The organism is Cupriavidus taiwanensis, from assembly GCF_900249755.1.
GTDB lineage: Bacteria > Pseudomonadota > Gammaproteobacteria > Burkholderiales > Burkholderiaceae > Cupriavidus > Cupriavidus taiwanensis_D.
This window is the reverse complement of sequence record NZ_LT976854.1, coordinates 410,858-435,950: the sequence shown is the minus strand read 5'-3', so window position 1 is coordinate 435,950 and position 25,093 is coordinate 410,858. Positions and strand designations below refer to the sequence as shown.

22 protein-coding genes are annotated in these 25,093 nt (G+C 69.6%); 11 read left to right on the top strand and 11 right to left on the bottom strand.

What is annotated here, in order from left to right; genetic code table 11:
• Positions 1-191 precede the first annotated feature (191 nt).
• Together CBM2594_RS17775 and CBM2594_RS17770 are read left to right on the top strand one after the other, a co-directional pair.
• Positions 192-1,787: an exonuclease domain-containing protein gene (locus CBM2594_RS17775; RefSeq protein WP_116358146.1), complete on the top strand. Its 1,596-nt coding sequence runs from the start codon at positions 192-194 to the stop codon at positions 1,785-1,787.
• Between the two features lie 129 nt (positions 1,788-1,916).
• On the top strand, positions 1,917-2,357 hold the full coding sequence (locus CBM2594_RS17770; protein WP_116358145.1) for a hypothetical protein: 441 nt from the start codon (positions 1,917-1,919) through the stop codon (positions 2,355-2,357).
• A 29-nt stretch (positions 2,358-2,386) separates the two neighbouring features.
• On the opposite strand, the gene CBM2594_RS17765 is transcribed toward CBM2594_RS17770, so the two are convergent.
• Together CBM2594_RS17765 and CBM2594_RS17760 are read right to left on the bottom strand one after the other, a co-directional pair.
• On the bottom strand, positions 2,387-3,361 hold the full coding sequence (locus CBM2594_RS17765; RefSeq protein WP_116358144.1) for a pyridoxamine 5'-phosphate oxidase family protein: 975 nt from the start codon (positions 3,359-3,361) through the stop codon (positions 2,387-2,389).
• A 52-nt stretch (positions 3,362-3,413) separates the two neighbouring features.
• Complete coding sequence (locus tag CBM2594_RS17760; protein ID WP_116358143.1) at positions 3,414-4,064, bottom strand: glutathione S-transferase family protein; 651 nt, start codon at positions 4,062-4,064, stop codon at positions 3,414-3,416.
• 98 nt (positions 4,065-4,162) lie between these two features.
• Here CBM2594_RS17760 and CBM2594_RS17755 point away from each other — a divergent pair, with 98 nt between their 5' ends.
• The 3 genes from CBM2594_RS17755 (at position 4,163) to CBM2594_RS17745 (ending at position 6,776) form a co-directional block, all read left to right on the top strand.
• A complete protein-coding gene (locus CBM2594_RS17755) occupies positions 4,163-5,065 on the top strand; it encodes a LysR family transcriptional regulator (protein ID WP_116358142.1) in 903 nt (300 codons plus the stop codon).
• Positions 5,066-5,267: 202 nt separating this feature from the next.
• Positions 5,268-5,954 carry a TetR/AcrR family transcriptional regulator gene (locus tag CBM2594_RS17750; protein WP_116359665.1) on the top strand — a complete coding sequence of 229 codons (687 nt, stop codon included), beginning with the start codon at positions 5,268-5,270 and terminating at the stop codon, positions 5,952-5,954.
• A 147-nt stretch (positions 5,955-6,101) separates the two neighbouring features.
• On the top strand, positions 6,102-6,776 hold the full coding sequence (locus CBM2594_RS17745) for a histidine phosphatase family protein (protein WP_116358141.1): 675 nt from the start codon (positions 6,102-6,104) through the stop codon (positions 6,774-6,776).
• A gap of 145 nt (positions 6,777-6,921) precedes the next feature.
• Here the strand turns inward: CBM2594_RS17745 and CBM2594_RS17740 are convergent, their stop codons facing one another.
• The 3 genes from CBM2594_RS17740 to CBM2594_RS17730 all read right to left on the bottom strand — a co-directional run bounded on the left by CBM2594_RS17740 (position 6,922) and on the right by CBM2594_RS17730 (position 9,721).
• Positions 6,922-8,097, bottom strand: coding sequence for an acetyl-CoA C-acetyltransferase (locus CBM2594_RS17740; RefSeq protein WP_116358140.1), 1,176 nt, complete (start codon positions 8,095-8,097; stop codon positions 6,922-6,924).
• A 144-nt stretch (positions 8,098-8,241) separates the two neighbouring features.
• Positions 8,242-8,709 (bottom strand): PaaI family thioesterase, encoded by a 468-nt coding sequence (locus tag CBM2594_RS17735; RefSeq protein ID WP_116358139.1) that lies wholly within the window; start codon positions 8,707-8,709, stop codon positions 8,242-8,244.
• Positions 8,710-8,713: 4 nt separating this feature from the next.
• Complete coding sequence (locus tag CBM2594_RS17730) at positions 8,714-9,721, bottom strand: NAD(P)H-dependent flavin oxidoreductase (protein ID WP_290367798.1); 1,008 nt, start codon at positions 9,719-9,721, stop codon at positions 8,714-8,716.
• Positions 9,722-9,920: 199 nt separating this feature from the next.
• Between CBM2594_RS17730 and CBM2594_RS17725 the strand changes: the two genes are divergently transcribed.
• Together CBM2594_RS17725 and CBM2594_RS17720 are read left to right on the top strand one after the other, a co-directional pair.
• Positions 9,921-10,796, top strand: coding sequence for a crotonase/enoyl-CoA hydratase family protein (locus CBM2594_RS17725; RefSeq protein WP_116358137.1), 876 nt, complete (start codon positions 9,921-9,923; stop codon positions 10,794-10,796).
• Positions 10,797-10,831: 35 nt separating this feature from the next.
• A complete protein-coding gene (locus CBM2594_RS17720) occupies positions 10,832-11,503 on the top strand; it encodes a nitroreductase (RefSeq protein ID WP_116358136.1) in 672 nt (223 codons plus the stop codon).
• A gap of 19 nt (positions 11,504-11,522) precedes the next feature.
• Here the strand turns inward: CBM2594_RS17720 and CBM2594_RS17715 are convergent, their stop codons facing one another.
• Together CBM2594_RS17715 and CBM2594_RS17710 are read right to left on the bottom strand one after the other, a co-directional pair.
• Positions 11,523-14,282 carry a LuxR C-terminal-related transcriptional regulator gene (locus tag CBM2594_RS17715; RefSeq protein ID WP_116358135.1) on the bottom strand — a complete coding sequence of 920 codons (2,760 nt, stop codon included), beginning with the start codon at positions 14,280-14,282 and terminating at the stop codon, positions 11,523-11,525.
• 168 nt (positions 14,283-14,450) lie between these two features.
• Entirely contained in the window at positions 14,451-15,998 is a 1,548-nt protein-coding gene (locus CBM2594_RS17710) for an AMP-binding protein (protein ID WP_116358134.1), read from the bottom strand.
• Between the two features lie 254 nt (positions 15,999-16,252).
• Here CBM2594_RS17710 and CBM2594_RS17705 point away from each other — a divergent pair, with 254 nt between their 5' ends.
• The 4 genes from CBM2594_RS17705 to CBM2594_RS17690 all read left to right on the top strand — a co-directional run bounded on the left by CBM2594_RS17705 (position 16,253) and on the right by CBM2594_RS17690 (position 21,885).
• Positions 16,253-17,404 carry an acyl-CoA dehydrogenase family protein gene (locus tag CBM2594_RS17705; RefSeq protein ID WP_116358133.1) on the top strand — a complete coding sequence of 384 codons (1,152 nt, stop codon included), beginning with the start codon at positions 16,253-16,255 and terminating at the stop codon, positions 17,402-17,404.
• A 42-nt stretch (positions 17,405-17,446) separates the two neighbouring features.
• On the top strand, positions 17,447-18,682 hold the full coding sequence (locus CBM2594_RS17700) for an acyl-CoA dehydrogenase family protein (RefSeq protein WP_116358132.1): 1,236 nt from the start codon (positions 17,447-17,449) through the stop codon (positions 18,680-18,682).
• Positions 18,683-19,832: 1,150 nt separating this feature from the next.
• Positions 19,833-20,969: an FAD-dependent monooxygenase gene (locus tag CBM2594_RS17695; protein WP_116358130.1), complete on the top strand. Its 1,137-nt coding sequence runs from the start codon at positions 19,833-19,835 to the stop codon at positions 20,967-20,969.
• A gap of 70 nt (positions 20,970-21,039) precedes the next feature.
• Positions 21,040-21,885 (top strand): IclR family transcriptional regulator, encoded by an 846-nt coding sequence (locus CBM2594_RS17690; RefSeq protein WP_116358129.1) that lies wholly within the window; start codon positions 21,040-21,042, stop codon positions 21,883-21,885.
• On the opposite strand, the gene CBM2594_RS17685 is transcribed toward CBM2594_RS17690, so the two are convergent.
• The 4 genes from CBM2594_RS17685 to CBM2594_RS17670 all read right to left on the bottom strand — a co-directional run bounded on the left by CBM2594_RS17685 (position 21,872) and on the right by CBM2594_RS17670 (position 25,093).
• Entirely contained in the window at positions 21,872-22,885 is a 1,014-nt protein-coding gene (locus CBM2594_RS17685) for a tripartite tricarboxylate transporter substrate binding protein (RefSeq protein ID WP_116358128.1), read from the bottom strand. The genes CBM2594_RS17690 and CBM2594_RS17685 overlap by 14 nt on opposite strands.
• Positions 22,886-22,920: 35 nt before the next feature.
• Entirely contained in the window at positions 22,921-23,772 is an 852-nt protein-coding gene (locus CBM2594_RS17680; protein WP_116358127.1) for an IclR family transcriptional regulator, read from the bottom strand.
• Positions 23,773-23,874: 102 nt separating this feature from the next.
• Complete coding sequence (locus tag CBM2594_RS17675) at positions 23,875-24,627, bottom strand: CoxG family protein (RefSeq protein WP_116358126.1); 753 nt, start codon at positions 24,625-24,627, stop codon at positions 23,875-23,877.
• Entirely contained in the window at positions 24,617-25,093 is a 477-nt protein-coding gene (locus CBM2594_RS17670) for a (2Fe-2S)-binding protein (RefSeq protein WP_116358125.1), read from the bottom strand. Before CBM2594_RS17670 ends, CBM2594_RS17675 begins: the two co-directional genes overlap by 11 nt.

The following is a 25,093-nucleotide window of genomic DNA, read 5'->3' as shown; positions in this document are numbered from 1 at the left end:
TTTTGCTGCCGTCAGCGCCGCGATCCCTTGCTGCACCAACCTCCCGGCCAACCCCGCAACCCTTGCCGCGCCTGCCTTGCAGGGCCGCGTTGTGTTGCGAGGGGGCGAATAGTAAGCGACGAAGACGGGCTTGGCAAGGGGTGAATGAAATCTTCTTCGTGCCGCCATCGGCCGCCCCTTAAAATCTGCCGATGCAAGACCTGCCTACCTACCTGCCGTCGCGCCTGCCAGCGGACGGCCCCGGCCTGCTCGACGCCCAGTCGCTGGCTGCCGCACTGTCGCGCCCTATTGTCTTTGTCGACCTGGAAACCACCGGCGCGGACGCCCAGCGCGACCGCATCACCGAGATCGGCGTGGTCGAAGTCGGCCCGGACGGTATCGTCGAATGGGAGACCCTGCTGGACCCCGGCATGTCGATACCGCCGTTTATCCAGCGCATGACCGGCATCAGCGACGACATGGTGCGCGGCCAGCCCAGCTTTGAATCGCTCGCCGAATCGCTGGCGGAGCGCCTGCAGGGCCGGCTGTTCGTGGCCCATAACGCACGTTTCGATTACGGCTTCCTGAAGAACGCGTTCCGGCGCGCCGGGGTGACGTTCCGGGCGGACGTGCTGTGTACCGTCCGGCTTTCGCGCTCGCTGTTCCCGTCGGTGGAGCGCCATGGCCTGGATGCCCTGATCGCCCGCTTCGGCCTGACGCCCAAGGGTCGACACCGCGCGCTGGCAGATGCCGAGCTACTGTGGCAGTTCTGGCAGAAGATCCATGCCACGTATTCGGTCGACCTGGTGGAATCGGCGGTGCGCACGCTGGTGCGGCGCGCCAGCCTGCCGGCCGGCCTGGAAGAAACCGCGCTCGAAGACGTGCCCGCGGCGCCGGGCGTCTATATCTTTTATGGCGACCAGGACGTGCCGCTCTATGTCGGCAAGAGCGTGCATCTGCGCCAGCGCATCGGCGCGCATTTTTCCGGCGACTACCGGTATGGCAAGGATATGCGGCTGGCGCGGCTGGTTCGGCGCGTCGATTGGCGCGAAACCGGTGGCGAAACCGGCGCGCTGCTGCTGGAAGCCCAACTCGTCAAGGCCATGCAGCCGGTGCACAACCAGCTGCTGCGCCGGAATACGCGCCTCTACGCCTGGGAACTGCCGCAGCAGTTGCCGGTGCCGCGCCTGCGTTCGGATCGCGACACGGACTTCTGCCGGCACCGCGACCTGTTCGGCGTGTTCGGCAGCCGTGGTGCGGCCGAGGCACGACTGCGCGCGCTGGCCGAGGAGCATGGCCTGTGCATGGCCACGCTGTCGCTGGAAAAAACCACGCGCCGTGGCAGCCCCTGCTTCGCGCGGCAAGTCCACCGCTGCGCCGGTGCCTGCGTCGGCGAGGAATCGTCGCGCGAGCACCGTGCTCGCCTGGCCGCGGCGCTGGCGCCGATTGCACTGGTGCCATGGCCATTCGACGGCCCGGTAGCCTGGCGCGAGCAGCACGGCGCGCGCGCATGGTGGCATGTGGTTGACGAGTGGTGCTACCTGGGCTGCGCGCCCACGCTGGAAGAAGCCGGCGCGCTGGCCGCCGCCCCCGCGCATTTCGACCTCGACACGTACCAGATCCTGGCGCCGCGCCGGGAGCAGTGGATGCCGGGCGCGGTGCCCCTGTCCGTGCAGCGGGCTTTCGCCCTGACCGCGCCGGACTTGCCAGTTGAAGACTCGCGTCCGGCACGCGCGCTTCCGGGGCATGTCGCGCGCAGGTCTTCCGCCAGCGCGGGGCAGCAAACCCTGGGCTTGTTTGCGGATTGAGGCTGCCCGGCCGCGGGCCCGGGCCGTCTGTACGCCAGCCCCCACAAGCCGCTTGCAGACGATGTGACGCTTCCCCTAGTCTCCATCACACCGGCCCTTGCCGCCGGCTGCGCCGATGTGGAGCCGCCCATGCCTGCCAATCCATCCCGACTTGCGTCTGCCGCCCGTAACGGCGCAGGCAGGCGTGCGCGGGCCGCTGCCCTGTGCGCAGCGGCCGTCGCGGCAGCTTGCGCCGGACTCAGTAGCAATGCGATGCAAGACATCATCGATTCCTGGAAGCGCGTTCCGGTCGATGAAGCGAAGCGCCAGTGGGGTCCGCCGCAGGCCGTGCAGGCCCTTCCCGCCGGCACCGCCTACATCTGGACCGACACCGTGCCGGTCGCGCGGCCGCCGGGCAGCGGCCCGCGCGATGCCGGCATGGAGCGCACGCCGGTGCCGGGGCAGTGCCAGCGCAAGCTGGTAGCGGACCCCGCCGGCATCATCACCGGCGGCGAGTGGCGCGGCGATGCCTGCTGCATCACCGCGCTGGCCGGGCGCTGCGCCGCGCTCAAGTATCGGGGGCGCGGCTGAACACAGCCGCCGCCTGGATCCCCACCAGCTCAGCGTTCAGGCCACGCACCGGTATCGGCCAGCACGGGCGACATCTCCCGGAAGGCGAAGCGCAGCGGCAGCGCGCGCTCGCGCCGCACCACGCGTTCGACATGCAGCCGCACCAGCCGCTCCGCGCCGGCGTAGGCGGCCAGTTCCGCGCCTTCCCAGATCACTTCCGCGCGACCGCCCACATGCAGCAGCGAACCGTCGGCAAAATCCGGCACCACGATGCCCGCACGCGGGTCGGCCAGCAGGTTGCCGATCGTGTTGAAGAAGTTGTTGCCGTTGAAATCGGGAAACGTCAGGGTCTGGTCATCGTCCACGCGGATAAAGCCAGGCTTGCCGCCGCGGTGCGAAACGTCGACACCGCCGGTATGCTTGCCCTCGCCCTGCGGCGACACCGTATGGCTGGACGCGATGAACAGCGTATCGGCGCCGCGCAGCCACGCGCTGGCCTGCGCGTCGAGCGCGTCGCCGTGCCAGGTCGCGGGCGCGGCGGCTGGCTCGGCAGCGGCGACGTCGCGCAACTGGATATAACGCGGGCAGTTGCCGAAGCTCTGCTCGACCTGGACCGTCATCCCGCCCTCGTCGCGCGCCACGATGATCCCGTTCATGCGGTTGCGCCGGCGCGTCGGCAGCTCGATGCCGAGCAGCCCGATGCGCGCGCCCTGCTCCAGCGCCGCTGCCAGCGGATCGCCGGGCAGCGGCACGGCGTCGATGCGCAGGTGCGTGGCGTCCGGCGTTTGCGCAAACCCCGGCGGCCCGACCAGCAGCGTGGCCCATGGCATGCCGTCGGCGTCGACCGCGCCGGCCAGCAGGAACGGCAGTTGCGCGAAGAACGTGCGGTGCTGTTCCGGCATCTCGCCACGGATCACGCGCGGACCCGCCGCGGCCATGCGCTCGCGCTTGCCGGCGCGCTGCTGCGCGGCGAGTTCGCCGGCGTGGAAAGGCAGGCCGGCATGCGGCCAGGTGGGCAGGTCCATGATCGGCTCCTTCGAAACGTGAATGGCCTGGCGCGCGCGCCGGCGGCAACGGTTAGGCGGCCAGGCTGGGCTGCGATACCAGCATCGGCACGAACCCGGGCAAGGCTTCCACGCGCCGCAGCCAGGCGTTGAGCGCGGGGTACGGCGCCAGCGGCACGTTGCCTTCCTCGGCGCGGGCGATATAGCTGTACGCGGCCACATCGACAATGGTGGCGTGGTCGGCGGCCAGGAACGTGCCCGCGGCCAGCACCGACTCCATCAGTGTGAACAGCCGCTGCGCGCGGGCGACGGCATCTTCCATCGGCACCGGCCGCCCGAACAGCACGCCCAGGCGCGCCGCGGCCGGGCCGAACGCAATCTCGCCGGCGGCCACCGACAGCCAGCGCTGCACGCGCGCCGCGCCGACCGGATCGCGCGGCAGCCAGCGGCCGTCGTCATAGCGCGTGGCCAGGTAGACCAGGATTGCGTTGGAATCGCCCAGCACGACGCCGTCGTCGTCCAGCACCGGCACCTGGCCAAACGGGTTCAGGCGCAGGAAGGCCTCGCCGCGCTGCTCGCCGCCGCGCAGGTCGACGTCCACCAGCCGGTAGGGCAAGCCCAGCAGCCCCAGCATCAGCTCGGCGCGATGCGCGTGGCCGGACAGCGGCGAACGGTACAGCACCAGCGGCCTGGCCGGCACTGCGGGGGGATGGGTCTGTTGCATGGCACTCTCCTGAGCGGTTGGTATGGACGGATTCTCGGCGCCGGCCAGCCTGGAATAAATGGGGTCATTGGTATTTGACTACTCCGGAAAATGGAGTAATGTCTGGCGCCATGGACAAGCTACGTGCGATGCAGACCTTTGTGCGGATCGTCGACGAAGGCAGCCTGACGGCCGCCGCGGCGTCGCTGCATACCTCGCTGCCGGCGGTGGTGCGTACGCTGGCGGCGCTGGAATCCGAGCTGCAGGTGCGGCTGCTCAACCGCACCACGCGGCGGCTGTCGCTGACCGCCGAGGGCCGCAGCTACCTGGACGGCTGCCGGCGCATCCTGGCCAATATCGACGAAATCGAAGCCGGACTGAGCGACAGCCATGTCGAGCCCAGCGGCCAGCTCACGCTGACCGCCTCGGTCCTGTTCGGGCAGATGTACGTAGCGCCGGCGGTGACGCGCTTCGTGCAGCGCTATCCGCGCGTGCGCTGCCGCATGGAATTCACCGACCGCGTGGTGAACCTGCTCGAGGAAGACCTGGACGTGGGCGTGCGCATCGGCCCGCTGGCGGACTCCACGCTGGTGGCGCAATCGGTCGGGCACATCCGCCGCGTGGTGGTCGCCACACCGGCCTACCTGCGCAAGCACGGCGTGCCGCGCCACCCGGACGACCTGGCAAGCGCCAACTGCCTGCGCTTCACCGGCAACCATGCGCACTGGTGGTCGTTCCGCGACGGCGAACGCGAGTTCCATGTGCCGGTCTCGGGCAACCTGGAGTTCAACCAGACCGCGCCCGCCGTGGCCGCCTGTGCTGCCGGTGCCGGCTTCGGCCATTTCCTGTCGTACCAGGTCGCGCAACTGGTGGAAGAACGCAAGCTGCGCATCGTGCTGGAAGATTTCGAACTGCCGGCGTGGCCGCTGTCGCTGATCTATCCCCACGCGCGGCTGCTGCCGGCGCGCACCCGCGCCTTTATCGACTGGATGCGCGACGAACTGAGCCCGCGCTTCGGCTGAACCGTCACCTTCTCGTGCTCGCATTCAGAATGTTCTGATTGATGTGCCCGGCACAGCGCAAGGCACGCGGCTCGCACCGTCGTGCGCCGCACGGCATCCGGGCGGACCAATTGCAGGGCAAACCGACAAAACCCCTTGACGCGTTGCGGTGCGCACCGGTATTTTCAAATTCGAATCCGAATTCGAATACGGAAATATGACCATGTCAGCGACGCCTTCCAGCTTCCCCGCCAGCGCTTCCTTCCCCCGTATCGACACCCCCTCGATCCTGCAGCCGCCGCGCCAGCGCCGTGCCCGCGAGACCGAACAGGCCTTGCTGGGCGCGGGCCGCGAGCTGCTTGCGACGCGCGACTTTGCCGCGGTGTCGGTGGCCCAGATCGCTGCCGCGTGCCAGGTATCGGTCGGCGCGTTCTACGGCCGCTTCCGCGACAAGATGGCCTATTTCGAGGCCCTGCGCGCAATGGTGATGGAAGAAACCTCGGCCTCGATCGACCGCTACCTGGCACAGGAACGCTGGGAAGATGTCGCCACGCCGGTGCTGCTGGAAAAGGCCGCCCGATTCATGGTGCTCGGCACGCTGGCCAACCGCGGCGTGATGCGCGCATCGCTGCGCCATGCCGCCACCCGCCCCGAGGAATGGCTGCCCCACCGCCAGAACGGTGAAGCGATCGTTGAACGCATGGTGCAGTTGCTGGTGCCCCGGCTGCCGCTGCCCGCCGAGACGGCCGAGTTGCGTGTGCGCTTTGCCATGCAGGCCGTGTTCAGCGTGCTGGTCAATGCCGTGCTCAATGATTCCGGCCCGCTGCACCTTGACGACGAGCGGCTGATCACCGAGCTGAACCGCCTGATGGCGGGCTATCTCGGCGTTCCCCTGGCAGAGGCGGCCTGAACCTGGCCGGGTAATGCAGCCGGGCCATGGCTGCTATGAATTGCGCGGCGCTTGCTTGGCGGTAGCACCGGCGCTCCATAGAATGTGCCCACGCCCGGCCCCGCGCCGAGGCAGCCCTATCCGCCTCAATGCTTATCGGGACCGCTCATGGCCACGCTTTTCCTCGTCCGGCACGGACAAGCCTCGTTTGGCGCCGCCAACTATGACTGCCTGTCGCCCACGGGCCGCCAGCAGGCGCGCTGGCTGGGCGAATACTTCGCCGAGCGCGAGATCCGCTTCAGCCGGGTCGTGGCCGGCACGCTGGTGCGCCAGCAGGATACCGCCACCGAAATCCTGGCCGGCATGGGGCAGCCGCAGGCCGCGGTGATCTCGCATTCCGGCCTGAACGAATACGACGGCGAGGCGCTGTACCGCTGCCACACCCGCGGCGCCGACCACCTCGCCCACCAGAACACCGACTACAACGACTACTGGCGCACCTTCCGCGCCGCCTATGCGGCCTGGACGCAGGACGGGCTGGCCGAAATGCCCGAGAGCTGGGCCGACTTCGGCGCGCGCATTGCCGGCGCGCTGGCGCAGGCCAGCGAGGGCACCACGCGCGAAGATGCAATCCTGGTGGTCAGCTCGGGCGGCGCCATCGGCCGCGCCACCGCGGACCTGCTCGGCGCGCCGGCGCAGGCCGCGATCGAGATGAACCTGCAGTTCCGCAATACCGCGTTCTGCGAGATCATCGTCGGCCGCGGCGTGCAGCGCCTGCTGAGCTTCAACAACGTGCCCCACCTCGAACGCGCCGACCGGCGCAGCGCCGTGACCTTCGCCTGATTCAGCGTTTTCTGCCTCCCAAATGACAATGGCCGCGATTCCGCGGCCCTTCTTTTTCCTGCTCCGGCTGCTGGCGCGGGCACTTTGACATGCCCGCGCCGCCGGTCCTTCTCCCTTTACTACTCGGTCTCGCCGCGTCGCCGGATTACAGGCGCTCGACGATGGTCACGTTGGCCAGTCCGCCGCCTTCGCACATGGTCTGCAGGCCGTAGCGCTTGCCATGCGTATGCAGCGCATGCACCAGCGTGGTCATCAGCTTGGCGCCGGAGCCCCCAAGCGGATGGCCCAGCGCGATCGCGCCGCCATGCACGTTCAGGCGCTCGGGATCGGCGCCGGTGGCCTTGAGCCAGGCCAGCGGCACCGGCGCGAAGGCTTCGTTGACTTCGAACAGGTCGATATCGCCGATGCGCAGGCCCGCGCGCTTGAGCGCCACTTCGGTGGCCGGCAGCGGCGCTTCCAGCATCACCACCGGGTCATGGCCGATCACGGTCATGCTGTGCACGCGCGCCAGCGGCTTCACGCCCAGCTTCTTCAGGCCGGCCTCGTTGACCACCATCAGGCCCGCGGCGCCGTCGCAGATCTGGCTGGCGGAAGCGGCGGTCACGCGGCCGCCTTCGGCGATCAGCTTGACGCTGCCGATGCTTTCCAGCGTGGCGTCGTAGCGGATGCCTTCGTCGGTGGTGTGCATCTCGCCATTGGCGCCGTCGGCGGTGCGCACTTCCACCGGCAGGATCTCGGCGCTGAAGCGGCCCGCCTTGGTCGCGGCGATGGCGCGCTGGTGGCTCTGCAGCGCGTAGGCATCCAGCTGCTCGCGCGACAGATCGTACTTGCGCGCGATCATCTCGGCGCCGGTGAACTGGCTGAACTGCACGCCGGGGTAGCGCGCCTCGACGCCGGGGCTCTTGGGCACGCCGAAGCCGTTCTTGGCCGGCAGCTGCGACGACAGGCCCATCGGCACGCGCGTCATGCTTTCCACGCCGGCGGCGATGACGATGTCCATCGCGCCCGACATCACCGCCTGCGCGGCAAAGTGCAGGGCCTGCTGCGACGAACCGCACTGGCGGTCGACCGAGGTGCCCGGCACGCTTTCCGGCAGGCGCGAGGCCAGGATGGCATTGCGCGCCACGTTGCCGGCCTGCTCGCCGACCTGGCTCACGCAACCCATGATGACGTCTTCGACCAGCGCCGGATCGGCGCCGGTGCGCTCGACCAGCGCGTCGAGCACCTGTGCCGCCAGGTCGGCCGGATGCCAGCCCGACAGCTTGCCGCCCTTGCGGCCGCCGGCGGTACGGACCGCCGCGACGATATATGCCTCTGCCATGTGATCTCCTTGGTTCGGTGCAGGCCGCCTGCGCAGCCGTGGTGTTGTGCGGGATGCCGGCACGGGTGCCGGCAGCGTCGAAGGCTATTGTTGCGCCGCGGGTGGCGGCCAGCGTCGTCGGAAGCGACGAAGTTGCCGCACCGCTCAGGCGCGCGGCGCCAGCACCGCGAAGATCGCGGTGGCGCGCAGCAGGCAGCGCTCGCCGCTGAACAGCCGGCAGGTGCCGTAGCGCAGCCGCGAGCCGAGCTTGTCGAACTCGACGCGGGCCTCGACCCAGTCGCCCAGGCGCGCCGAATCGAGGTAGTCGAGGCTCAGGTTGACCGTCACCGCGCTTCTGTCACGGCCGCATTCCAGCGACATCATCATGCCGATGGCGGTATCGGCCAGCGTCGCCAGCATGCCGCCGTGCGGGATGCCCAGGTTGTTCAGGTGGCTCTCGTCGATGCGCACCGCCAGCGTGCGGCGTTCGGCATGCAGGTAGAGCTGGCCGAAGCCGGCCATGTAGCCGCGCATCCGGCGCAGCGGGACAAAGCCCTCCGGCACGTCGGCGCCGGCTTCAGCGGGCGCGGCGATGGCGCGGGCCAGCGCCGCTTCGATTTCCGCCTCGGCCATGGCGTCAGGCAAAGTAGCGCGAGGCCACGCTCAGGTGCTCGCGGCAGTCGGCGACCATGCGCGCGATCAGTTCCTCGCAGCTGGGCACGTCGTCGATCAGGCCTACGCACTGGCCGGCGCTGATGATGCCGCCATCGGTCTCGCCCGCCTTCAGCGCGGCCTTGCCGCGCACGCCGGCAACCAGGTGCTTGACGTCCTCGAACTGCGCGCCGCCGGGACGGCGTTCGATGCTCACCACTTCGTCCGACACGGCGTTCTTCAGCACGCGCGCGGTGTTGTGCAGGGTGCGGAAAATCAGGTTGGTGTCGCGCTCGCTGGCCTGCACCAGCGCCTGCTTGACGTTGTCGTGGATCGGCGCCTCGCGCGTGGCGCAGAAGCGCGTGCCCATGTTGACGCCCTCGGCGCCCAGCACCAGCGCCGCCGCCATGCCGCGGCCGTCGGCGATGCCGCCGGAGGCGATCACCGGGATCGACAGCTTGCGCACCGCCTGGGGGATCAGCACCATGCCGGGCACATCGTCCTCGCCCGGATGGCCGGCGCACTCGAAGCCGTCGATCGAGACCGCATCCACGCCCAGCCGCTCGGCCGACAGCGCATGGCGCACCGCCACGCACTTGTGGATCACCTTGATGCCCGCGGCCTTGGCCCGCGCGATATGTTCCTTGGGGTTGTTGCCGGCGGTCTCCAGCACCTTGATGCCGCTTTCGATGATGACGTCGAGGTAGCGCGCATACGGCGGCGGGTTGATCGACGGCAGCAGGGTCAGGTTCACGCCGAACGGCTTGTCGGTCATGTCGCGGCAGCGGCGGATCTCGTCGGCCAGGTCCTCGGGCGTGGGCTGCGTCAGCGCCGTCAGGATGCCCAGGCCGCCCGCGTTGGAAACGGCCGAGGCCATTTCGGCGTAGCCAACCCATTGCATGCCGCCCTGGATGATGGGGTAGCGAATGCCAAGCAGTTCGGTGATGCGTGTCTTCATGGTGGTCCTTTTGCTGTCTGTGGCGGCGGCAGGCACGGCGGTACTGCGAGGTGCCGGCCCTGCCGCTTGATCCACGCCAGTCTACGGCGGCGTGCGCCGTCGCAGCCTCGTCGGAAGCGACGATTGCGGGCGGCGCAATCTGCACTAGTGTTGGGCGAGCCCCGCTGCCGGCGCCCTCACCCGAAAGCTTCCGGCATTCTCCGGCATCCCTCCCATCTCCCAGCAGGAGCCCCGCATGACGCCAGCCACGCCTTCGTTCGAAACCCTGCGCTACGCCGTTGCAGACGGTGTCGCCACCATCACCCTGCACCGCCCCGACCAGCTCAACGCCTTCACCGCGCAGATGATGCACGAGCTGATCGCCGCGTTCGACGCCACCGATGCCGACGACAACGTGCGCGCGGTGATCGTCACCGGCTCGGGCCGCGCCTTCTGCGCCGGCGCCGACCTGTCCGGCGGCAGCTCCACCTTCGATTTCGAAAAGCGCTACGGCGCCAGCCCGGACACCGCCCATCGCGACGGCGGCGGGCGCGTGTCGCTGCGCATCTTCCGCAGCCTCAAGCCGGTGATCGCCGCGGTCAACGGCGCCGCGGTCGGCGTGGGCGTGACCATGCAGCTGCCGATGGATATCCGGCTGGCGTCGACCGACGCCAAGTTCGGCTTTGTCTTTGCGCGCCGCGGCATCACGCCGGAAGCGGCGTCGTCGTGGTTCCTGTCGCGCGTGGTCGGGATCTCGACCGCGCTGGAATGGTGCTATACCGGCCGCGTGTTCACGGCGCAGGAGGCGCATGAACGCGGCCTGGTGCGCTCGCTGCACGCACCCGAAGACCTGCTGCCGGCAGCGCAGGCGATTGCGCGCGAGATCGCCGCCAATGCCGCGCCGGTCTCGGTGGCAATCTCGCGCCAGCTGATCTGGCGCATGGCCGGCGCCAGCCACCCGATGGAAGCGCACAAGCTGGACAGCCGCGCGATCCAGTCGCGCGGCCGCTCCGCCGACGTGAAGGAAGGCGTCAGCGCCTTCCTGGAAAAGCGCCCCGCCGCGTTCCCCGAGACCGTGTCGCAGGACATGCCGGACTTCTTCGACTGGACCAGCGAGCCGCCCTTCATCTGAAGCGCGCCCGTCGATCAACTTTTCCGGAAATCCGCATGAAAGTCAGCCAGGCCGTCGCCAGCCGCAAGTCCGTCCGCGGCTTCCTGCCCCGGGCCGTCGCGCCCGATACCATCCGCCGCGTGCTCGACGCCGCCGCGCGCGCCCCGTCCGGCGGCAACCTGCAGCCCTGGCATATCCATGTGGTCGGCGGCGAGGCGCTGGAACGGCTGCGCGGCATCATGCGCGAGCGCGTTTCCCAGGCCCCCACCGGCGAAGCGCGCGAATACGACATCTACCCGCGCGAGCTGGTCTCGCCCTACCGCGAGCGCCGCTTCCAGGTGGGCGAGGCGCTCTACCACCACCTCGGCATCCCGAGCGAGGACAAGGCCCGGCGGCTGGCGCAGTTCGCCAGCAACTTCACCTTCTTCGGGGCGCCGCTGGCGCTGTTCTGCACGGTGGACCGGCGCATGGGCCCGCCGCAGTGGTCGGACCTGGGCATGTACCTGCAGACGGTGATGCTGCTGCTGCGCGAAGAAGGGCTGGACAGCTGCGCGCAAGAGTGCTGGGCGATGTATCCGCAGACCATCGCGGCGTTCCTGTCGCTGCCCGCCGAACGGATGCTGTTCAGCGGCATGGCGATCGGCTACGAAGACCCCGAGGCGCCCGCCAACCGCCTGCGCGCCGAGCGCGCGCCGCTGGCGGAATTCACCGAATTTCTGGGCGTTTGAGCCGGCCGCGCTTGGCGGTCTAGAGCAGCCCGAGCTGGCGCGCAATCGCCACCGCCTGGGTGCGGTTGCTGGCGTGCAGCTTGGCGCTGATATTGCGCAGGTGCGTGCGCACCGTGGTCTCGGACACGAACAGGCGCTCGGCCATGGCGACGTTCGAGTAGCCCTCGGCCAGCAGGTGCAGCACCTTCTGCTCCTTCGGCGTCAGCGGCTCCACCAGCGCCGGCGGCGCGGGCCGGCCAGCGCCGCCAGTCGGCTCCGCGGCAGCCTGGCCGCAGGCCTGCAGCAGCTTCTCGACGTAAGGGGGCGGCAGGCTGGCCGACTGGCGCGCGCAGGCGTCGGCCACCAGCCGGCGCACATCGTCGCCCTCGTCGGCAAAGATGCGGACAAAGCCTTCGGCCGCGCCGAAGCGCAGCGCCTCGCCCATCACCACCAGCGCATGCGCGCCGTCGCCGGTGCGCTGCCATGCCTGCGCCAGCAGGATGCGCAGCTTGAGCGCGCGGCGCATCAGCTGGTTGCCGGCGGCCGCCGCCAGTTCGCGCTCGATGGCCTCGCGCACCGGCGTGCCGGGGCGCGCGTACAGGTCCAGCCGCAGCCGGCCGAGCGTGATGTCCTCGACATCGCTGGCAAATGAACTGACGCCCGGGCGCGTGCGCCACAGCGCCGGATCGGCGGCGCGCTCGATCGCTTCTTGCGCGGCGTGCACATTGCCCTGGCGCAGCGCCAGCCGGGCGCGCTCCAGCATCGCCGCCATCACCAGCCGGGTCAGGCCGCGATGGTGCCCCAGCGCTTCGAGCTGCGCCAGCCACTCGTGGGCCTGGTCGGTCTCGCGGCGCTCGAAGGCGATGCGGGCCAGCACCGCATGCCCGGTGATGATCTGGTCGGGCAGGCCGAGGTCGCGCGACAGCGGCAGGTAGACGTTGAGCAGGCGGCTGGCACGTTCGGAATCGCCGCTCTCGTACAGGCCCTCGGCCAGCAGGATGCCGGCCATGGCGTTGCCGTTGGTGGGCCCGAAGCGGTTCGGCAGCATGGTGCTGGCGGCGATGCGAAAGCGCGCCAGCGCCTGCTGCAGCCGCCCCTGGCGCAGATCGATCAGCCCTTCGACCGCTTCCGAGAAGATCTTGTTGAAATTGCTGTCCGAGCCCCGCACCGCGTGGCGCGCCACCTGCAGCAGCCGGCGCGCTTCGGGATAATCGCCGGCCACCGCGGCCAGCCGCGCCATCGAGGTGGCCAGGATCGCATCGGGAAAGGCATAGCCCATCGGCAACGGCGGCAGCTCGTTGCGGGCGAAGGCGCGCGCGTCGTCGAAGCGGTCCATCATGTTCAGCAGCATGTGGCGCAGCGCGCGGATATGCGCGAGCAGGTCGCCGGCCGCGCCCTCGGTGGGAATCTGCTGCAGCAGCCCGATGGCTTCGGCCGGCCCGCGCGTGAACGACACCGCCCACACCCGCGCGATCTGCAGCTTGGGCAGCCGCGCCAGCTCATCGGCAGGCACCGCCTCGAGCCAGCGCGTCAGCAGGCGCATGCGGCCCTGCGCCAGCAGGTCGTCGGCGGCGCCATCGAGCAGCTGCAGCGCATGCGCCAGCGCGCCGGCGGCGAAGGCATGTTCGATGGCCGGCACCAGGCGCCCTTGCGACTCATACCAGCGCGAGGCTGACAGATGCAGTTGCGGCATGGCCTCGGGCATGGCCTGCGCCAGCTGCGCGCGCAGGAAACCTGAGAACAGGCTGTGATAGCGATACCACTGCTCGGGCGCGGCACCGCTGCCGCGCTCGCCATAGCGCTCGCTTTCCAGCGGCAGCAGGAACAGGTTGGCGCGCTCCAGCCAGGCCAGGATTTCCTCGCTGCTGCCGGAGGCGGGCTGGCATACCGCATCGCACAGCGGCCCGCACAGCTGGTCCAGGATCGAGGTGCGCAGCAGGAAGTCGCGCACCGGCTCCGGCAGGTGCAGGAAGACGTCTTCGACCAGGTAATCGGCAATCGCCGCGTTCGAGCCCGAGAAGCCGGCAATGAAGCCCTCGGGCTGGGTGCGCCGCTCCAGCGCCACCGACGCCAGCCACAGCGCCGTGGCCCAGCCCTCGGTGCGCCGGTGCAGCACGCTGATGGCGGACGGCTCCAGCTTCAGCCCGCGCGCCTGGCGCAGGAACGACGCGGTCTCGTCGGCGGAAAAGCGCAGCTGCGCCGGTTCGATCTCGAGCAGTTCGCCGCGCGCGCGCAGGCGCGCCAGCCCGGTCTCGGGCACCCAGCGCGTGCCGATCACCACGCGGCAGCCCGGCGGCAGGCTTTCCACCAGCTGCCAGACCAGTCCGGCCACGGCCGCGTTCTGGATCGCTTCGAAATCGTCGAGGAACAGCGTGAAGTCGCCGTGATGGCTGGCGAGGCGGTCGATCAGCGCAAGCGCCTGCTCGCCCGGATCCTGCGCCAGTGTTTGGGGTGCGGAGCGGTCCGGACCGCCGCTGCCCAGGCCCTGCGCGATGGCGGCCTCGATCGAACCGAGGAAGCGCGAGGCGTCGTTGTCCGCGCGGTCCAGCGTCAGCCACGCGGTGCGGCCGCCAGCGGCCTCGAGCCGCGCGCGGCACTGGAGCATGGCGGTGGTCTTGCCGAAGCCGGCGGGTGCGCGCACCAGCACCAGCTTGACGAAGCCCGCCGCGCACACGGCATCGCAGATCGCCGCGCGCTGGACCTGGAACGGGGTCAGCAGCGGCGGGCGCAGCTTGGCGGCCAGCGATGCCGCGCCGGCAGGTGGCGGCGTGCGCCGTCCGGTCTCCTCGATACTTGCCATTGGCTGTTTGTCGTCTCCGCACATCGCGGCCCTTGCCGGGCGCGCGAGGCGCCCCCGGCTGCAAGATGCAGGCGGGCGGCCGTGGCTGTGGTGTAGCGGGGAATTATGACGTAAACCGCTGGCCGCGCGAAAACGCCGGGCAGCGGCCATGCACCGTGTGCCGGTGCCTCACACCAGCTTGCTGGCGTGCCCGGCCCAGTAGCGGTCGCGCAGCAGCCGCTTGAGCAGCTTGCCGGTGGGCAGCCGCGGCAGCTCGGGCTCGAAGTCCACCGTGCGCGGGCACTTGATGGCCGACAGGTTGGCGCGGCAGAACGCGATCAGTTCGGCGGCCAGCTCGGGCCCCGCCTGGCCCATGTCGGCCGGCTGCACCACCGCCTTGACCTCTTCGCCGAAGTCGTCGTTGGGCACGCCGATCACGGCGACATCCATCACCTTGGGATGCGTCATCAGCAGGTTCTCGGCCTCCTGCGGGTAGATGTTGACCCCGCCCGAGATGATCATGTTGGCCTTGCGGTCGGTCAGGTACAGGTAGCCATCGGCGTCGACATAGCCGACATCGCCGATGGTGCTCCAGTCCGGATGCTGCGGATGGCGCGTCTCGGCGGTCTTGGCCTCGTCGTTGTGGTACGCGAAAGCGCGGCCCTCGGCAAAGTAGATCGTGCCCGGCTCGCCCGGCGGCAGCAGCGCGCCGTCCGGCCCGCAGATGCGCAGCTTGCCCACCATGGCCCGCCCCACCGTGCCCTTGCGCTGCAGCCATTCCGGCGTGTTGACCACGGTCACGCCGTTGCCCTCGGTGCCGGCGTAGTACTCCCAGATCACCGGCCCCCACCACGCGATCATCGCTTCCTTCACTTGCACCGGGCATGGCGCCGCGGCGTGGATCGCCACGCGCAGCGACGACACGTCATAGCCCTGGCGCTGCGCCTCGGGCAGCTTGAGCATGCGCGAGAACATCGTCGGCACCAGCTGCGTATGCGTGATGCGGTGTTGCTGCACCAGCCGCAGGAACTGCTCGGCATCGAAATGCTCCATCACCACCACGGTGCCGCCCAGCGCCTGTACCGTCATGGTGTAGCGCAGCGGCGCCGCGTGGTACAGCGGCGCCGGCGACAGGTAGCGCGTGTCGGCATCGAAGCCGTAGAGGTGCTGGCACAGGGTGGTCAGCGTCGTCGGCACCTCGATGTCGGGGCTGGACGGGGGCGCGTACACGCCCTTGGGCCGGCCGGTGGTGCCGGACGAATACAGCATGTCGCCGCCGGTCACTTCGTTGTCAATGCGCGTTGCCGGGCACCCGGCGAGCGCGTCTTCATAGCTGTCATAGCCCGGCACCGTGCCGTCCAGCATCAGGCGGCCCTGCAACGCCGGCGTCTGCCCGGTCAGCGCCGCGGCGATTTCCGCCTGCGCGTGCGTGGTGACCAGCAGGCGCGCGCCGCTGTCGTTGACGATATAGGCCGCGTCGGCCGCGTTCAGGCGCGTGCTCAGGCAGATATAGACGATGCCGCTGCGCTGGGCGCCCCAGCACAGCTCGAACAGCCGCGGGTGGTTCTCCACCATGAAGGCCACGCGGTCGCCGGGCTGCAGGCCGAGCTTGCGGAACAGGTGGGCGACCTGGTTCGAGCGCTGGTCCAGCTCGCGGTAGGTAACGACCGCGCCGCTGCCGCCCATGATGACGGCTGGCTTGTCGGGCGTGCGCTGCGCGTGGATGTGCGGATGCATGGCGTGGAACTCCTCGACTGGGGTGGTGGAGTCGGCGGATGCCGATCCCGCATTCTCGGAACCCTGGCCGGTTCAACCATCGTCGGAAGCGACGAAGCGGCACGGGCACGTTTTGCCGCAGCGCCGCAATTGAAGGCGCTTGCGCTCGCCGGCGCAGCTTCGTCCGATGCGACGATGCGCCGCCGGGCACCCTGGCCGGAAGATGGCCGCCAGACTACCGCCATCACGCCTCACCCTTATCCGAAGGAGCCAAGGTGGATTTCCAGTTCAGCGAAGAACAGTCGATGCTGCGCGACACGCTCGCGCGTTACCTGGCCGATCACTATGATTTCGAAGCCCGCCGCGCGGCGTCACAGTCCGCGGCGGGTTGGCGCCCGGAGTGCTGGCGCGCGTTTGCCCGCGACCTGGGTATCCTGGGCGCAGGCTTCCCTGAGCAGCTCGGCGGACTCGGCGGCGGCGCCGTCGAGCACATGATCGTGATGGAACAGCTGGGCCGCCACCTGGTGCTGGAGCCATACCTGGGCACCGTGGTGCTGGGCGGCGGCGCGCTGCTGCACGGCAGCCCCGAACTGGCCGCGCAGTGGCTCCCGGCCATCATCGGCGGCGAGGCCACCGTGGGCTGGGCCCATGCCGAGCCCGCCAGCCGCTATTGCCGGCACGACGTGCAGGCCAGCGCGACGCGCGTTGGCGACGGCTACCGGCTCAGCGGCCACAAGCACGCCGTCGCCGGCGCGCCGTTCGCCTCGCACCTGCTGGTCAGCGCGCGCAGCAGCGGCGCGCGCCGGGACCACGGCGGCATCAGCCTGTTCTGGATCGCGCGCGACACGCCGGGCGTGACGCTGCGCGAATATCCCACCTTCGACGGCCAGCGCGCCGCCGAAGTGCTGCTCGACAACGTGCAGGTGCCGGCCAGCCAGCGCATCGGCGAAGAGGGAGAGGCCCTGGCGCTGATCGAGCAGCTGTGCGACCACGCCATGATCGCGCTGGCCGCCGAAGCCAACGGCGCGATGGCGCGCATGCTCGCCGACACCATCGACTACGCGCGCCAGCGCAAGCAGTTCGGCGTGCCGATCGGCACCTTCCAGGTGCTGCAGCATCGCATGGCCGACATGTACATGCAGCTGGAGCAATCGGTGGCACTGACCCAGGTGGCCGCGATGCAGGCCGCCAGCGCTGCGCCCGTGCGCGCGCAGGCCGCGTGCGCCGCGAAGATCCAGGCCGGCCAGGCCGGCGCCTTCGTCGGCCAGGGCGCGGTGCAGATCCACGGCGGCATGGGCGTGACCGAGGAACTGGCCGTGGGCCACTACTTCAAGCGCGTCACCGCGATCGACCTGCAGATGGGCTCGGCCGAGCACCACCTGCGCCGCTACGCCGACCTGCTCTATCCCGCCCGGGCCGCGGCCTGAAGCCACCCCGATTCAAGACCGATTACCCAGCGAGGCCCGTCGATGCATCTCGATCTCTCCCCGCAAGACCAGCAGTTCCGCAAAGAAGTGCGCGCCTGGATCGCCCAGGCCTATGACGCCGACCTGCGCGCGATGATGGCGCAGTCCAAGAACGGCTACCTCGACAAGGCCGGACAGGTGCGCTGGCAGAAGGCGCTGCACGCGCGCGGCTGGGCCGCGCCGAACTGGCCCAGGGAATACGGCGGCCCGGGCTGGAGCGCGGCCGAACGCTTTATCTTCCAGTCCGAACTGGCCGCCGCGGGCTGCCCGCCGGTGTCGCCGATGGGCCTGAAGATGGTGGCGCCGGTGATCATGAAGTACGGCACGCCCGAGCAGAAACAGCGCTTCCTGCCGCCCATCCTCAGCTCTGACGTCTGGTGGTGCCAGGGCTATTCCGAGCCCAACTCCGGCTCCGACCTGGCGTCGCTGCAGCTGCGCGCCGACCACGGCACCGACAGCGATGGCGAGCACTACATCCTGAACGGCTCCAAGATCTGGACCACGCACGCGCAATGGGCCGACTGGATGTTCTGCCTGGTGCGCACCAGCCGCGAATCGAAGCGCCAGGAAGGGATCTCGTTCCTGCTGCTGGACATGCACACGCCCGGCATCACGGTGTCTGCGCTGCCGACGCTCGATGGCCCCATGCCCGGCCAGCAGGAGGTGAACCAGGTCTTCTTCGAGAACGTGCGGGTGCCGGTGGCCAACCGCATCGGCGAGGAAGGCAAGGGCTGGACCTATGCCAAGTACCTGCTCGAGTTCGAGCGCGGCGGCACGTATAGCCCGATGCTGCGCAAGCAGTTGTCGAAGATCGCGGAGATCGCGGCGGAGCAGCCTGGCGATGACGGTGGCAGGCTGCTGGACGATCCCGCCTTCCGCCGCAAGCTGGCGGCGCTGCACCTGCGTGCGGCGGCGCTGGAAGCGGTCGAGTTACGCGTGTTCTCGGGCGTGGAGTCGGGCACCTCGATAGGGGCGGCGTCCAGCATGTTGAAGCTTACAGGCACCGAGACGCTGCAGGCGGCAAGCGAACTGGCGGTAGAGGCAGCGGGCCCAGCGGCGCTGCCGTTCGTGCAGGACACGTGGGCGCATTTGCAGGGGCGCGAGGCGCCGCCGCGCGTCGGACCGGACTATGCGGCGGTGCTGGCGCCGCGTTATTTCAACTACCGGAAGGCTTCGATTTACGGCGGATCCAATGAGATCCAGCGGAATATTATTGCGAAGCTTGTGTTGGGGCTTTGAGGGGGTTCAGGGTGGTTTTTGGAACGGCCGCTGTGTGCGGCTGTTTTTTTGGGGCTTGTCTTGGTGGTGACATGCTGTCGGCGTTTGAACCGCCTGGTTCCGCCCTGCTGGGCGGGTCACTTTTTGTCCGAGCGACAAAAAGTAACCAAAAAACGCGTCGCCTATGCGGCTGGCAATCAATTTCACGGCGTTGGTGGTTCTCGCGGTGGTGATTTCCCTTTAGCGTGGGTGCCCGTTCGACCCTGCTAACGCTATGTGAGTCAGGGACAACGCCTCCGATAACCGACTTTTGAACAATCCCAACTAGGGTGTAGGCAGCCTGCTGCTAGCCATATCGCGGGGACGCCTACGGCTGCTGCGCAGGCCCTATCTCAGGTCGGGTGCTCTGGCACGGAACGCGTCGCTGCGCTCGCTTGGCGCTCGAGCGCGCCCCGCCGGCGCCGGCGCCCGCGCCCGCATCCACTGCCACTGGTTTGCTCCCCTCTCCCGCCTGCGGGAGAGGGGCCGGGGGTGAGGGCAGGGAGCCTCAACGAAGTGGGGCCTTCCACAGCGAAACAGCCCCGGTGTCCGCGGCCAGCCAACGCCAAGCGAGCGCAGCGACGCGTTCCATGCCAGAGCCCACGCCGCGCGATAGGACCGGCGCGCAGCGCAGCCGAAGGCGTCCCCGCGTTGACGCCAGCAGCAGGCTGCCTACACCCTAGTTTGGGATCGTTCAAAAGTGGGTTATCGCAGGCACCACCCCTAACTCACATAGCGTTAGCAGGCTCGAACGGGCACCCACGCCAAACGGAAATCACCACCGCCCGAACCACTGACGCCGTGGAATTGATTGCCAGCCGCACAGGCGACGCGCTTTTTGGTTACTTTTTGGCGCTCGGCCAAAAAGTGACTCGCCGGCTACGCCGGCGAAACAGCCACGCCCGCCAAGCACGACAAGCGGCCGGCATTGCCCCGAATGCCATGGCATGGCTCTAAAAAAGACGCTGGATTCCCGCCTGCGCGGGAACGACGGTAGCGCTTGATTACCACCCCACTGAACCGCATTAAGCCCATAGGGTTCCCCCTGAATTGACGCCCACCCCTCCTACCCATATATTTTTATGAACATACAGTTCATTTTTGAACACACCAAACCTGCCAGTCGGAAAAAATGCCCCTCAGAATCGGAATCAACGGCGCCGGTATCGGCGGCCTGGCCGCCGCCATCGCCCTACGCAAACTAGGCCTCGACCCCATCGTCTACGAACAAGCCCCCCGCTTTGCCCGCGTAGGCGCCGACATCAACCTGACGCCCAACGCCGTGCGCGCCCTCGACGGGCTGGGCATTGGCGACGCCCTGCGTGAAACCGCCGCGCGTCCCAGCCACCGCATCAGCCGCATGTGGGATACCGGCGCCGAGACCTCCCGGCTGCCGATGCAGGAAGACGCCGAGCAGCGCTACGGCGCGCCGCAACTGACCATGCACCGCGCCGACCTGATGACCGCGCTGGAAGCCGCCGTGCCGGCCGCCCGCGTGCGGCTCGGCCACAAGGCCGTGGCGATCGAGGCCCGTGCCGATGGCGCGACGCTGCGCTTTGCCAATGGCGCGCAGGAGCAGGTCGACGTGCTGGTGGGCGCCGACGGCATCCATTCCACCGTGCGCACCGCGCTGTTCGGCCAGGAAAGCCCCATCTTCACCGGCGTGGTCGCGTATCGCGCCGTGGTTCCGGCCGGGCGCCTCGCCGGCGTGCCCAACCTGGGCGCCTTCACCAAATGGTGGGGCCCGGACGCGGCCACGCAGATCGTCACCTTCCCGCTCAACCGCGGCCGCGACATCTTTATCTTCGCCACCGTCGCGCAGGAAGCCTGGCGCCATGAATCGTGGACCACGCCGGGCCGCGTGGAAGACCTGCGCAGCGCCTATGCCGGCTTCCACCCCGAGGCGCGCGCGCTGCTCGATGCCTGCGACGACGTGCTGATCTCCGCGCTGTACGTGCGCGATCCGCTGCCGGCGTGGTCGGCGGGCCCGGTCACGCTGATGGGCGACGCCTGCCATCCGATGATGCCGTTCATGGCGCAGGGCGCGGGCATGGCGATCGAGGACGGCGTGGTGCTGGCGCGCTGCCTGGCCGAGGCTGCAGCCGCCGGCGCCGCCGACGTCCCCGCCGCGCTGGCGCGCTACCAGGCCGCGCGCCATGCGCGCGCGAGCCGCATCCAGATCGGCTCGCGCAGCAATGCCTGGCTCAAGGAAGGCGGCAATGCCGACTGGGTGTACGATTACGACGCCTGGAACGTCGCCCTCGGCTGAAGCCGCCGGCCCGCGTTTCGCTCCTCACGGCCGCCTGCGCGGCCGTTTTCCATGGATAGTCAACGCCAACATGCCCAAGTCCCGCCTGCCGACCGAACCTGACCTCGACGACGGCGCAGCACCGGAAGACGCCCGCGAGGCCCAGCTGGTCTCGCCGGTGATCCGCGGCCTGCGCCTGCTGCGCTTTATCGCCGAAGGCGGCGCCACCGCCAACCTGAGCGAGGTCGGCCGCCGCATCGACGTGAACCGGGTCACCGTGATGCGGCTGCTCGATACGCTCGAGCACGAAGGCATGGTCGAGCGGCTGCCGCAGGGCGGGCACCAGGTGGGCTTCAACTTCCTGAAGCTGGCCTCGCGCGTGCTGGCCTCCAACGACCTGACCAGCTTTGCCGCGCGCGTGCTGGCGCGGCTCAGCGGGTCGCTGCAGCTATCGGCCTACCTGGCGGTGCGCGATGGCGGCGATGCGCTCTACCTGCTGCGGCAGATGCCGGCGGCGGCGCTGGTCAGCAATATCCAGGTGGGCAGCCGCATTGCCGCGCACCTGACCACGCCGGGCCGGATGCTGATCGCCGAGCTGCCGCCCGAGACGCTGCGCGAATTGCTGGGGCCCGACCCGCTGCCGACCGCGACCGGCCAGAGCCCGGCCACCCACGCTCGGCTGGCCGAGATCCTCGCCGCCGACCGCGAGCGCGGCTGCGCGTGGAGTTTTTCGGCCTACGAGCCTGGCATCGATGCGTGCGCCGCACCGGTGCGCGGCGCCGACGGCGCGGTGATCGCCGCCATCAGCGTGGCCGGGCCGCAGCAGCGCTTCGACGCCGACGGCGCACTGCGCGAGCGCGTGGCGAAGGAAGTCCGGCAGGCCGCGCACGACCTGTCGCAGCTGATGGGTTACCGCGGCGGCGCTACTCCGCGGTGATGCCGTACTGCCGGATCAGCTTTGCCCACGTGGCGGTTTCCTCGCGGATGCGCTGGTCGAGCGCCTGGGCCGTGCTGCCCACCGGCTCCATGCCCTGGCGCTGCAGCTCGGCGCGCAGCGCGGGCGTGGCCAGCAGCGCGCGCACGTCGGCGCCGAGCGCATCGGCCGCGGGCTGCGGCGTGGCCTTCGGCACCAGCAGCGCGTACCAGGAACTGACGTCGATGCCGGGCACGCCCTGCTCGGCCAGCGACGGCACGTTGGGCGCGGCCGGCGAACGCTTCGGCTGCGTCACCGCCAGCGCGCGCAGCGCGCCGGACTGGATGAACGGCGCCAGCGTCGGCCAGGTGCCGAACAGCACCGGCACCTGCCCGCCCACCACGTCGTTGAGCGCCTGCGTGGTGCCCTTGTACGGCACGTGCAGCAGCGCGATGCCGGCCTGGTGGCGGAACAGCTCGCCGGCCAGGTGCAGGCCGCTGCCGACGCCGGGGCTGGCGTAGCCCAGCGGCTTGCCCGACTTGTCGGCCTGCCGGGCCAGCCTGATCAAGTCCTGCACCGAATGCGCCGGCACCGACGGGTGCACCGCCAGCACGTTGGGCGATCCCGCCAGCAGCGACACCGGCCGGAAATCGCGCTCGACGCTGTAGGCCAGCGCCGGCATCAGCGTCGGGTTGATGGTCAGGTTGCCGGCGGGGGTCACCAGCAAGGTGCAGCCATCGCCCGGCGCGCGCCGCACCGCGTCGATGCCGATATTGCCGTTGGCGCCGGGCTTGTTGTCGACCACGAAGGGTGTGCCGCGCCGCTGCTGCAGCCCGTGGGCCAGCGTGCGCGCGAGCTGGTCCGCCGGACCGCCCGCCGGAAACGGCACCACGATGCGCACATTGGCACAAGCGGCCTGCGCTCCCTGCCAGGGCAGGCATGCCGCCAGCGCCACCGCCAGCGCCGTACCGGCCAGCCATTGGCGCCGCCGCGGCGCCCTCTTTTGTTGCTTGCTTTGCTGCATCGTGCTTTCCCGTGGTGGCCGTCGGCACCTTGCCGTCAGGCGAACGGCCTGGGCACCTCCGGCCGGTAATCAAGCAACCGCGACAGCTCCGCCGCGGCCCGCCGCACCTGTTCCACCATGTGGTCGAGCTGGTCCGGGTCGATGCGCGCGGCCGGGATGGTGGCGCCCAGCGCCGCCGTCACCTTGCCGCTGCGGTCGCGCACCGGCGCCGCGATGGTCGAGATGCTGGCCTCGAAGAAGCCTTCGTGCAGCACATAGCCGCGCTGGCGGTCGCGCTGGACCATCTCGTACAGCTCTTCGACCGTGCGCGGCGTGCTTTCGGAATAGACCTCGAGCCGCTCTTCCGGATAGAGCGCGCGCAGCTCGGCCAGCGACAGGTCTTCCAGCAGCACGCGCCCCAGCACCGTGGCATGCGCGGGCAACCGGGTGCCGACGTTGACGGTGCTGGCAAACGGGCGCGATGCCACCGACTTGGCCACATAGACAATGGAGCGCCCGTCGCGCACCACCAGGTTGCACGGGTAGTGGATCTCGTCGCGCAGCCGGTCGAGCAGCGGGCGGCCCAGTTCGGTCAGTTCCAGCGACGCCAGGTAGTCAAAGCCCAGGCGCAGCACCGCCATGCCCAGCCGGAACTCGCGCCCGCCGTCGGTGCGCTCGACGAAGCCCATCATTTCCAGCGTGGCCAGCAAGCGGAACACGGTCGAACGCGGCACCTTGAGGCGGCGTGCCAGCTCCGCGGCCGACAGCGTGCGCTCGCGGCTGCTGAATTCGCCCAGCAGGCGCAGGCCGCGCTCCAGCCCCGGCACGATGTACTTGTCCTGCGCACCCTCCGGCGCCCCCTCCTGCCCGCCTTCCTGCGTCTCTTCCTGCGGCGAATCGGTCATCATGGTCTGTCTCTGCAATATTCGGTCTTGGCGCAACGCTCTCATATATCACGCCCGCACCCGATAGGGTACCCGTATTGCGGACCGTCCCCGCCGAGCAGGCCGCTAGGCGCGCGGGCGCAGGTAGTCGCGCAGCCACGCCGCGCACTGCTCGCCGTGCGCCGCGGGCCAGCGCACCACGATGGTCTCGTCGTGGCGGCGCAGCTCGATGCAGATTTCGGCAAGCGGACCGCGCGCGGCCTCGCTGCGCCCGAACAGCCGCGCCAGCAGTCCGGCGGGCGCCGGCGCCGGCACGGACTGCGCCGGCAGCACCGCATGGCCGTTCGCTGCCGGCGGCGTCGCGGCGGCCGCCGGCGTCACCGCGGCCGGGTTCCGCGCCGGCGCGGGGGCGGGCGGTGCGTGCTGCCCGCCCTGCGGCTCCAGCCGCGCCAGCAGGTTGGCGCCGAACTCGTCCCACATGCGGTCGGCCTTGGTCTTCATCACGCTCAGGCCGAAGGTGCCCAGCCGGCCCAGCACATCCAACTGCACCTTGATGCGCAGCTGCGTGCCGCCATCGTCCAGCGGCGTCAGGAACAGCTCGCTCGACTGCCGCAGCGAGCTTGCCACCGAAGCGTCCTCGCCGGTGCCCTCGGTGCGCAGGTAATGGGGCGCGCGGGTCTCGACGATCTTCGTATGCAGCCGGAAGCGCGCGTTGATGAAGGCAATCTTGACCGCCATGTGCGCGATGTACTCGACCTCGCTGAGCACTTCGATCGATGCCATGCCGGGCACGCACGCGCCCATCACGTTGGGGTCGAGCAGCAGTTCCCACACGCGCGCCGGCGGCGCCGCGGTGACCAGGGTCTTTTCAATTTCCACGCATTTTCTCCGCGGCGGACAGGACCGATTCGACGATGCCGACATAGCCGGTGCAGCGGCACAGGTTGCCGTTCAGGCCATGGCGGACTTCTTCCTCGGTCGGGTTGGGATTGTGGGCAAGCAGCGCGCACGCGGCCATCAGGAAGCCGGGGGTGCAATAGCCGCACTGCAGTCCGCCGTGGTCCATGAAACTCTGCTGCAGCGGATGCAGCTGGCCATCGGCGGCCAGCCCCTCGACAGTCATCACGTGGCGCCCGCGCGCCTGCACGGCAAGCATCAGGCACGACTTGACCACCTCGCCGTCGACCAGCACGGAGCAGGCGCCGCAGATGCCAGTCTCGCAGCCGCGCTTGGTGCCGGTCAGGTTCAGGTCGTCGCGCAGCAGGTCGGAAAGCAGGCGCCGCGCCGGCACCTGCACCTGGTGTTCTTCACCGTTGACGGTGAGTTCGATGCTGACTTGGTTCAT

Excerpts from the sequence above, each read along its gene's own strand:
- CBM2594_RS17765 (WP_116358144.1), bottom strand. The coding sequence starts at position 3,361 with ATGGACCTGCCCACCTGGCCGCATGCCGGCCTGCCTTTCCACGCCGGC.
- CBM2594_RS17680 (WP_116358127.1), bottom strand. The coding sequence starts at position 23,772 with ATGATGACCGATTCGCCGCAGGAAGAGACGCAGGAAGGCGGGCAGGAG.
- CBM2594_RS17695 (WP_116358130.1), top strand. The coding sequence starts at position 19,833 with ATGCCCCTCAGAATCGGAATCAACGGCGCCGGTATCGGCGGCCTGGCC.
- CBM2594_RS17740 (WP_116358140.1), bottom strand. The coding sequence starts at position 8,097 with ATGGCAGAGGCATATATCGTCGCGGCGGTCCGTACCGCCGGCGGCCGC.
- CBM2594_RS17770 (WP_116358145.1), top strand. The coding sequence starts at position 1,917 with ATGCCTGCCAATCCATCCCGACTTGCGTCTGCCGCCCGTAACGGCGCA.
- CBM2594_RS17700 (WP_116358132.1), top strand. The coding sequence starts at position 17,447 with ATGCATCTCGATCTCTCCCCGCAAGACCAGCAGTTCCGCAAAGAAGTG.
- CBM2594_RS17775 (WP_116358146.1), top strand. The coding sequence starts at position 192 with ATGCAAGACCTGCCTACCTACCTGCCGTCGCGCCTGCCAGCGGACGGC.
- CBM2594_RS17735 (WP_116358139.1), bottom strand. The coding sequence starts at position 8,709 with ATGGCCGAGGCGGAAATCGAAGCGGCGCTGGCCCGCGCCATCGCCGCG.
- CBM2594_RS17755 (WP_116358142.1), top strand. The coding sequence starts at position 4,163 with ATGTCTGGCGCCATGGACAAGCTACGTGCGATGCAGACCTTTGTGCGG.
- CBM2594_RS17690 (WP_116358129.1), top strand. The coding sequence starts at position 21,040 with ATGCCCAAGTCCCGCCTGCCGACCGAACCTGACCTCGACGACGGCGCA.
- CBM2594_RS17760 (WP_116358143.1), bottom strand. The coding sequence starts at position 4,064 with ATGCAACAGACCCATCCCCCCGCAGTGCCGGCCAGGCCGCTGGTGCTG.
- CBM2594_RS17715 (WP_116358135.1), bottom strand. The coding sequence starts at position 14,282 with ATGGCAAGTATCGAGGAGACCGGACGGCGCACGCCGCCACCTGCCGGC.
- CBM2594_RS17670 (WP_116358125.1), bottom strand. The coding sequence starts at position 25,093 with ATGAACCAAGTCAGCATCGAACTCACCGTCAACGGTGAAGAACACCAG.
- CBM2594_RS17745 (WP_116358141.1), top strand. The coding sequence starts at position 6,102 with ATGGCCACGCTTTTCCTCGTCCGGCACGGACAAGCCTCGTTTGGCGCC.
- CBM2594_RS17720 (WP_116358136.1), top strand. The coding sequence starts at position 10,832 with ATGAAAGTCAGCCAGGCCGTCGCCAGCCGCAAGTCCGTCCGCGGCTTC.
- CBM2594_RS17725 (WP_116358137.1), top strand. The coding sequence starts at position 9,921 with ATGACGCCAGCCACGCCTTCGTTCGAAACCCTGCGCTACGCCGTTGCA.
- CBM2594_RS17750 (WP_116359665.1), top strand. The coding sequence starts at position 5,268 with ATGTCAGCGACGCCTTCCAGCTTCCCCGCCAGCGCTTCCTTCCCCCGT.
- CBM2594_RS17685 (WP_116358128.1), bottom strand. The coding sequence starts at position 22,885 with ATGCAGCAAAGCAAGCAACAAAAGAGGGCGCCGCGGCGGCGCCAATGG.
- CBM2594_RS17710 (WP_116358134.1), bottom strand. The coding sequence starts at position 15,998 with ATGCATCCGCACATCCACGCGCAGCGCACGCCCGACAAGCCAGCCGTC.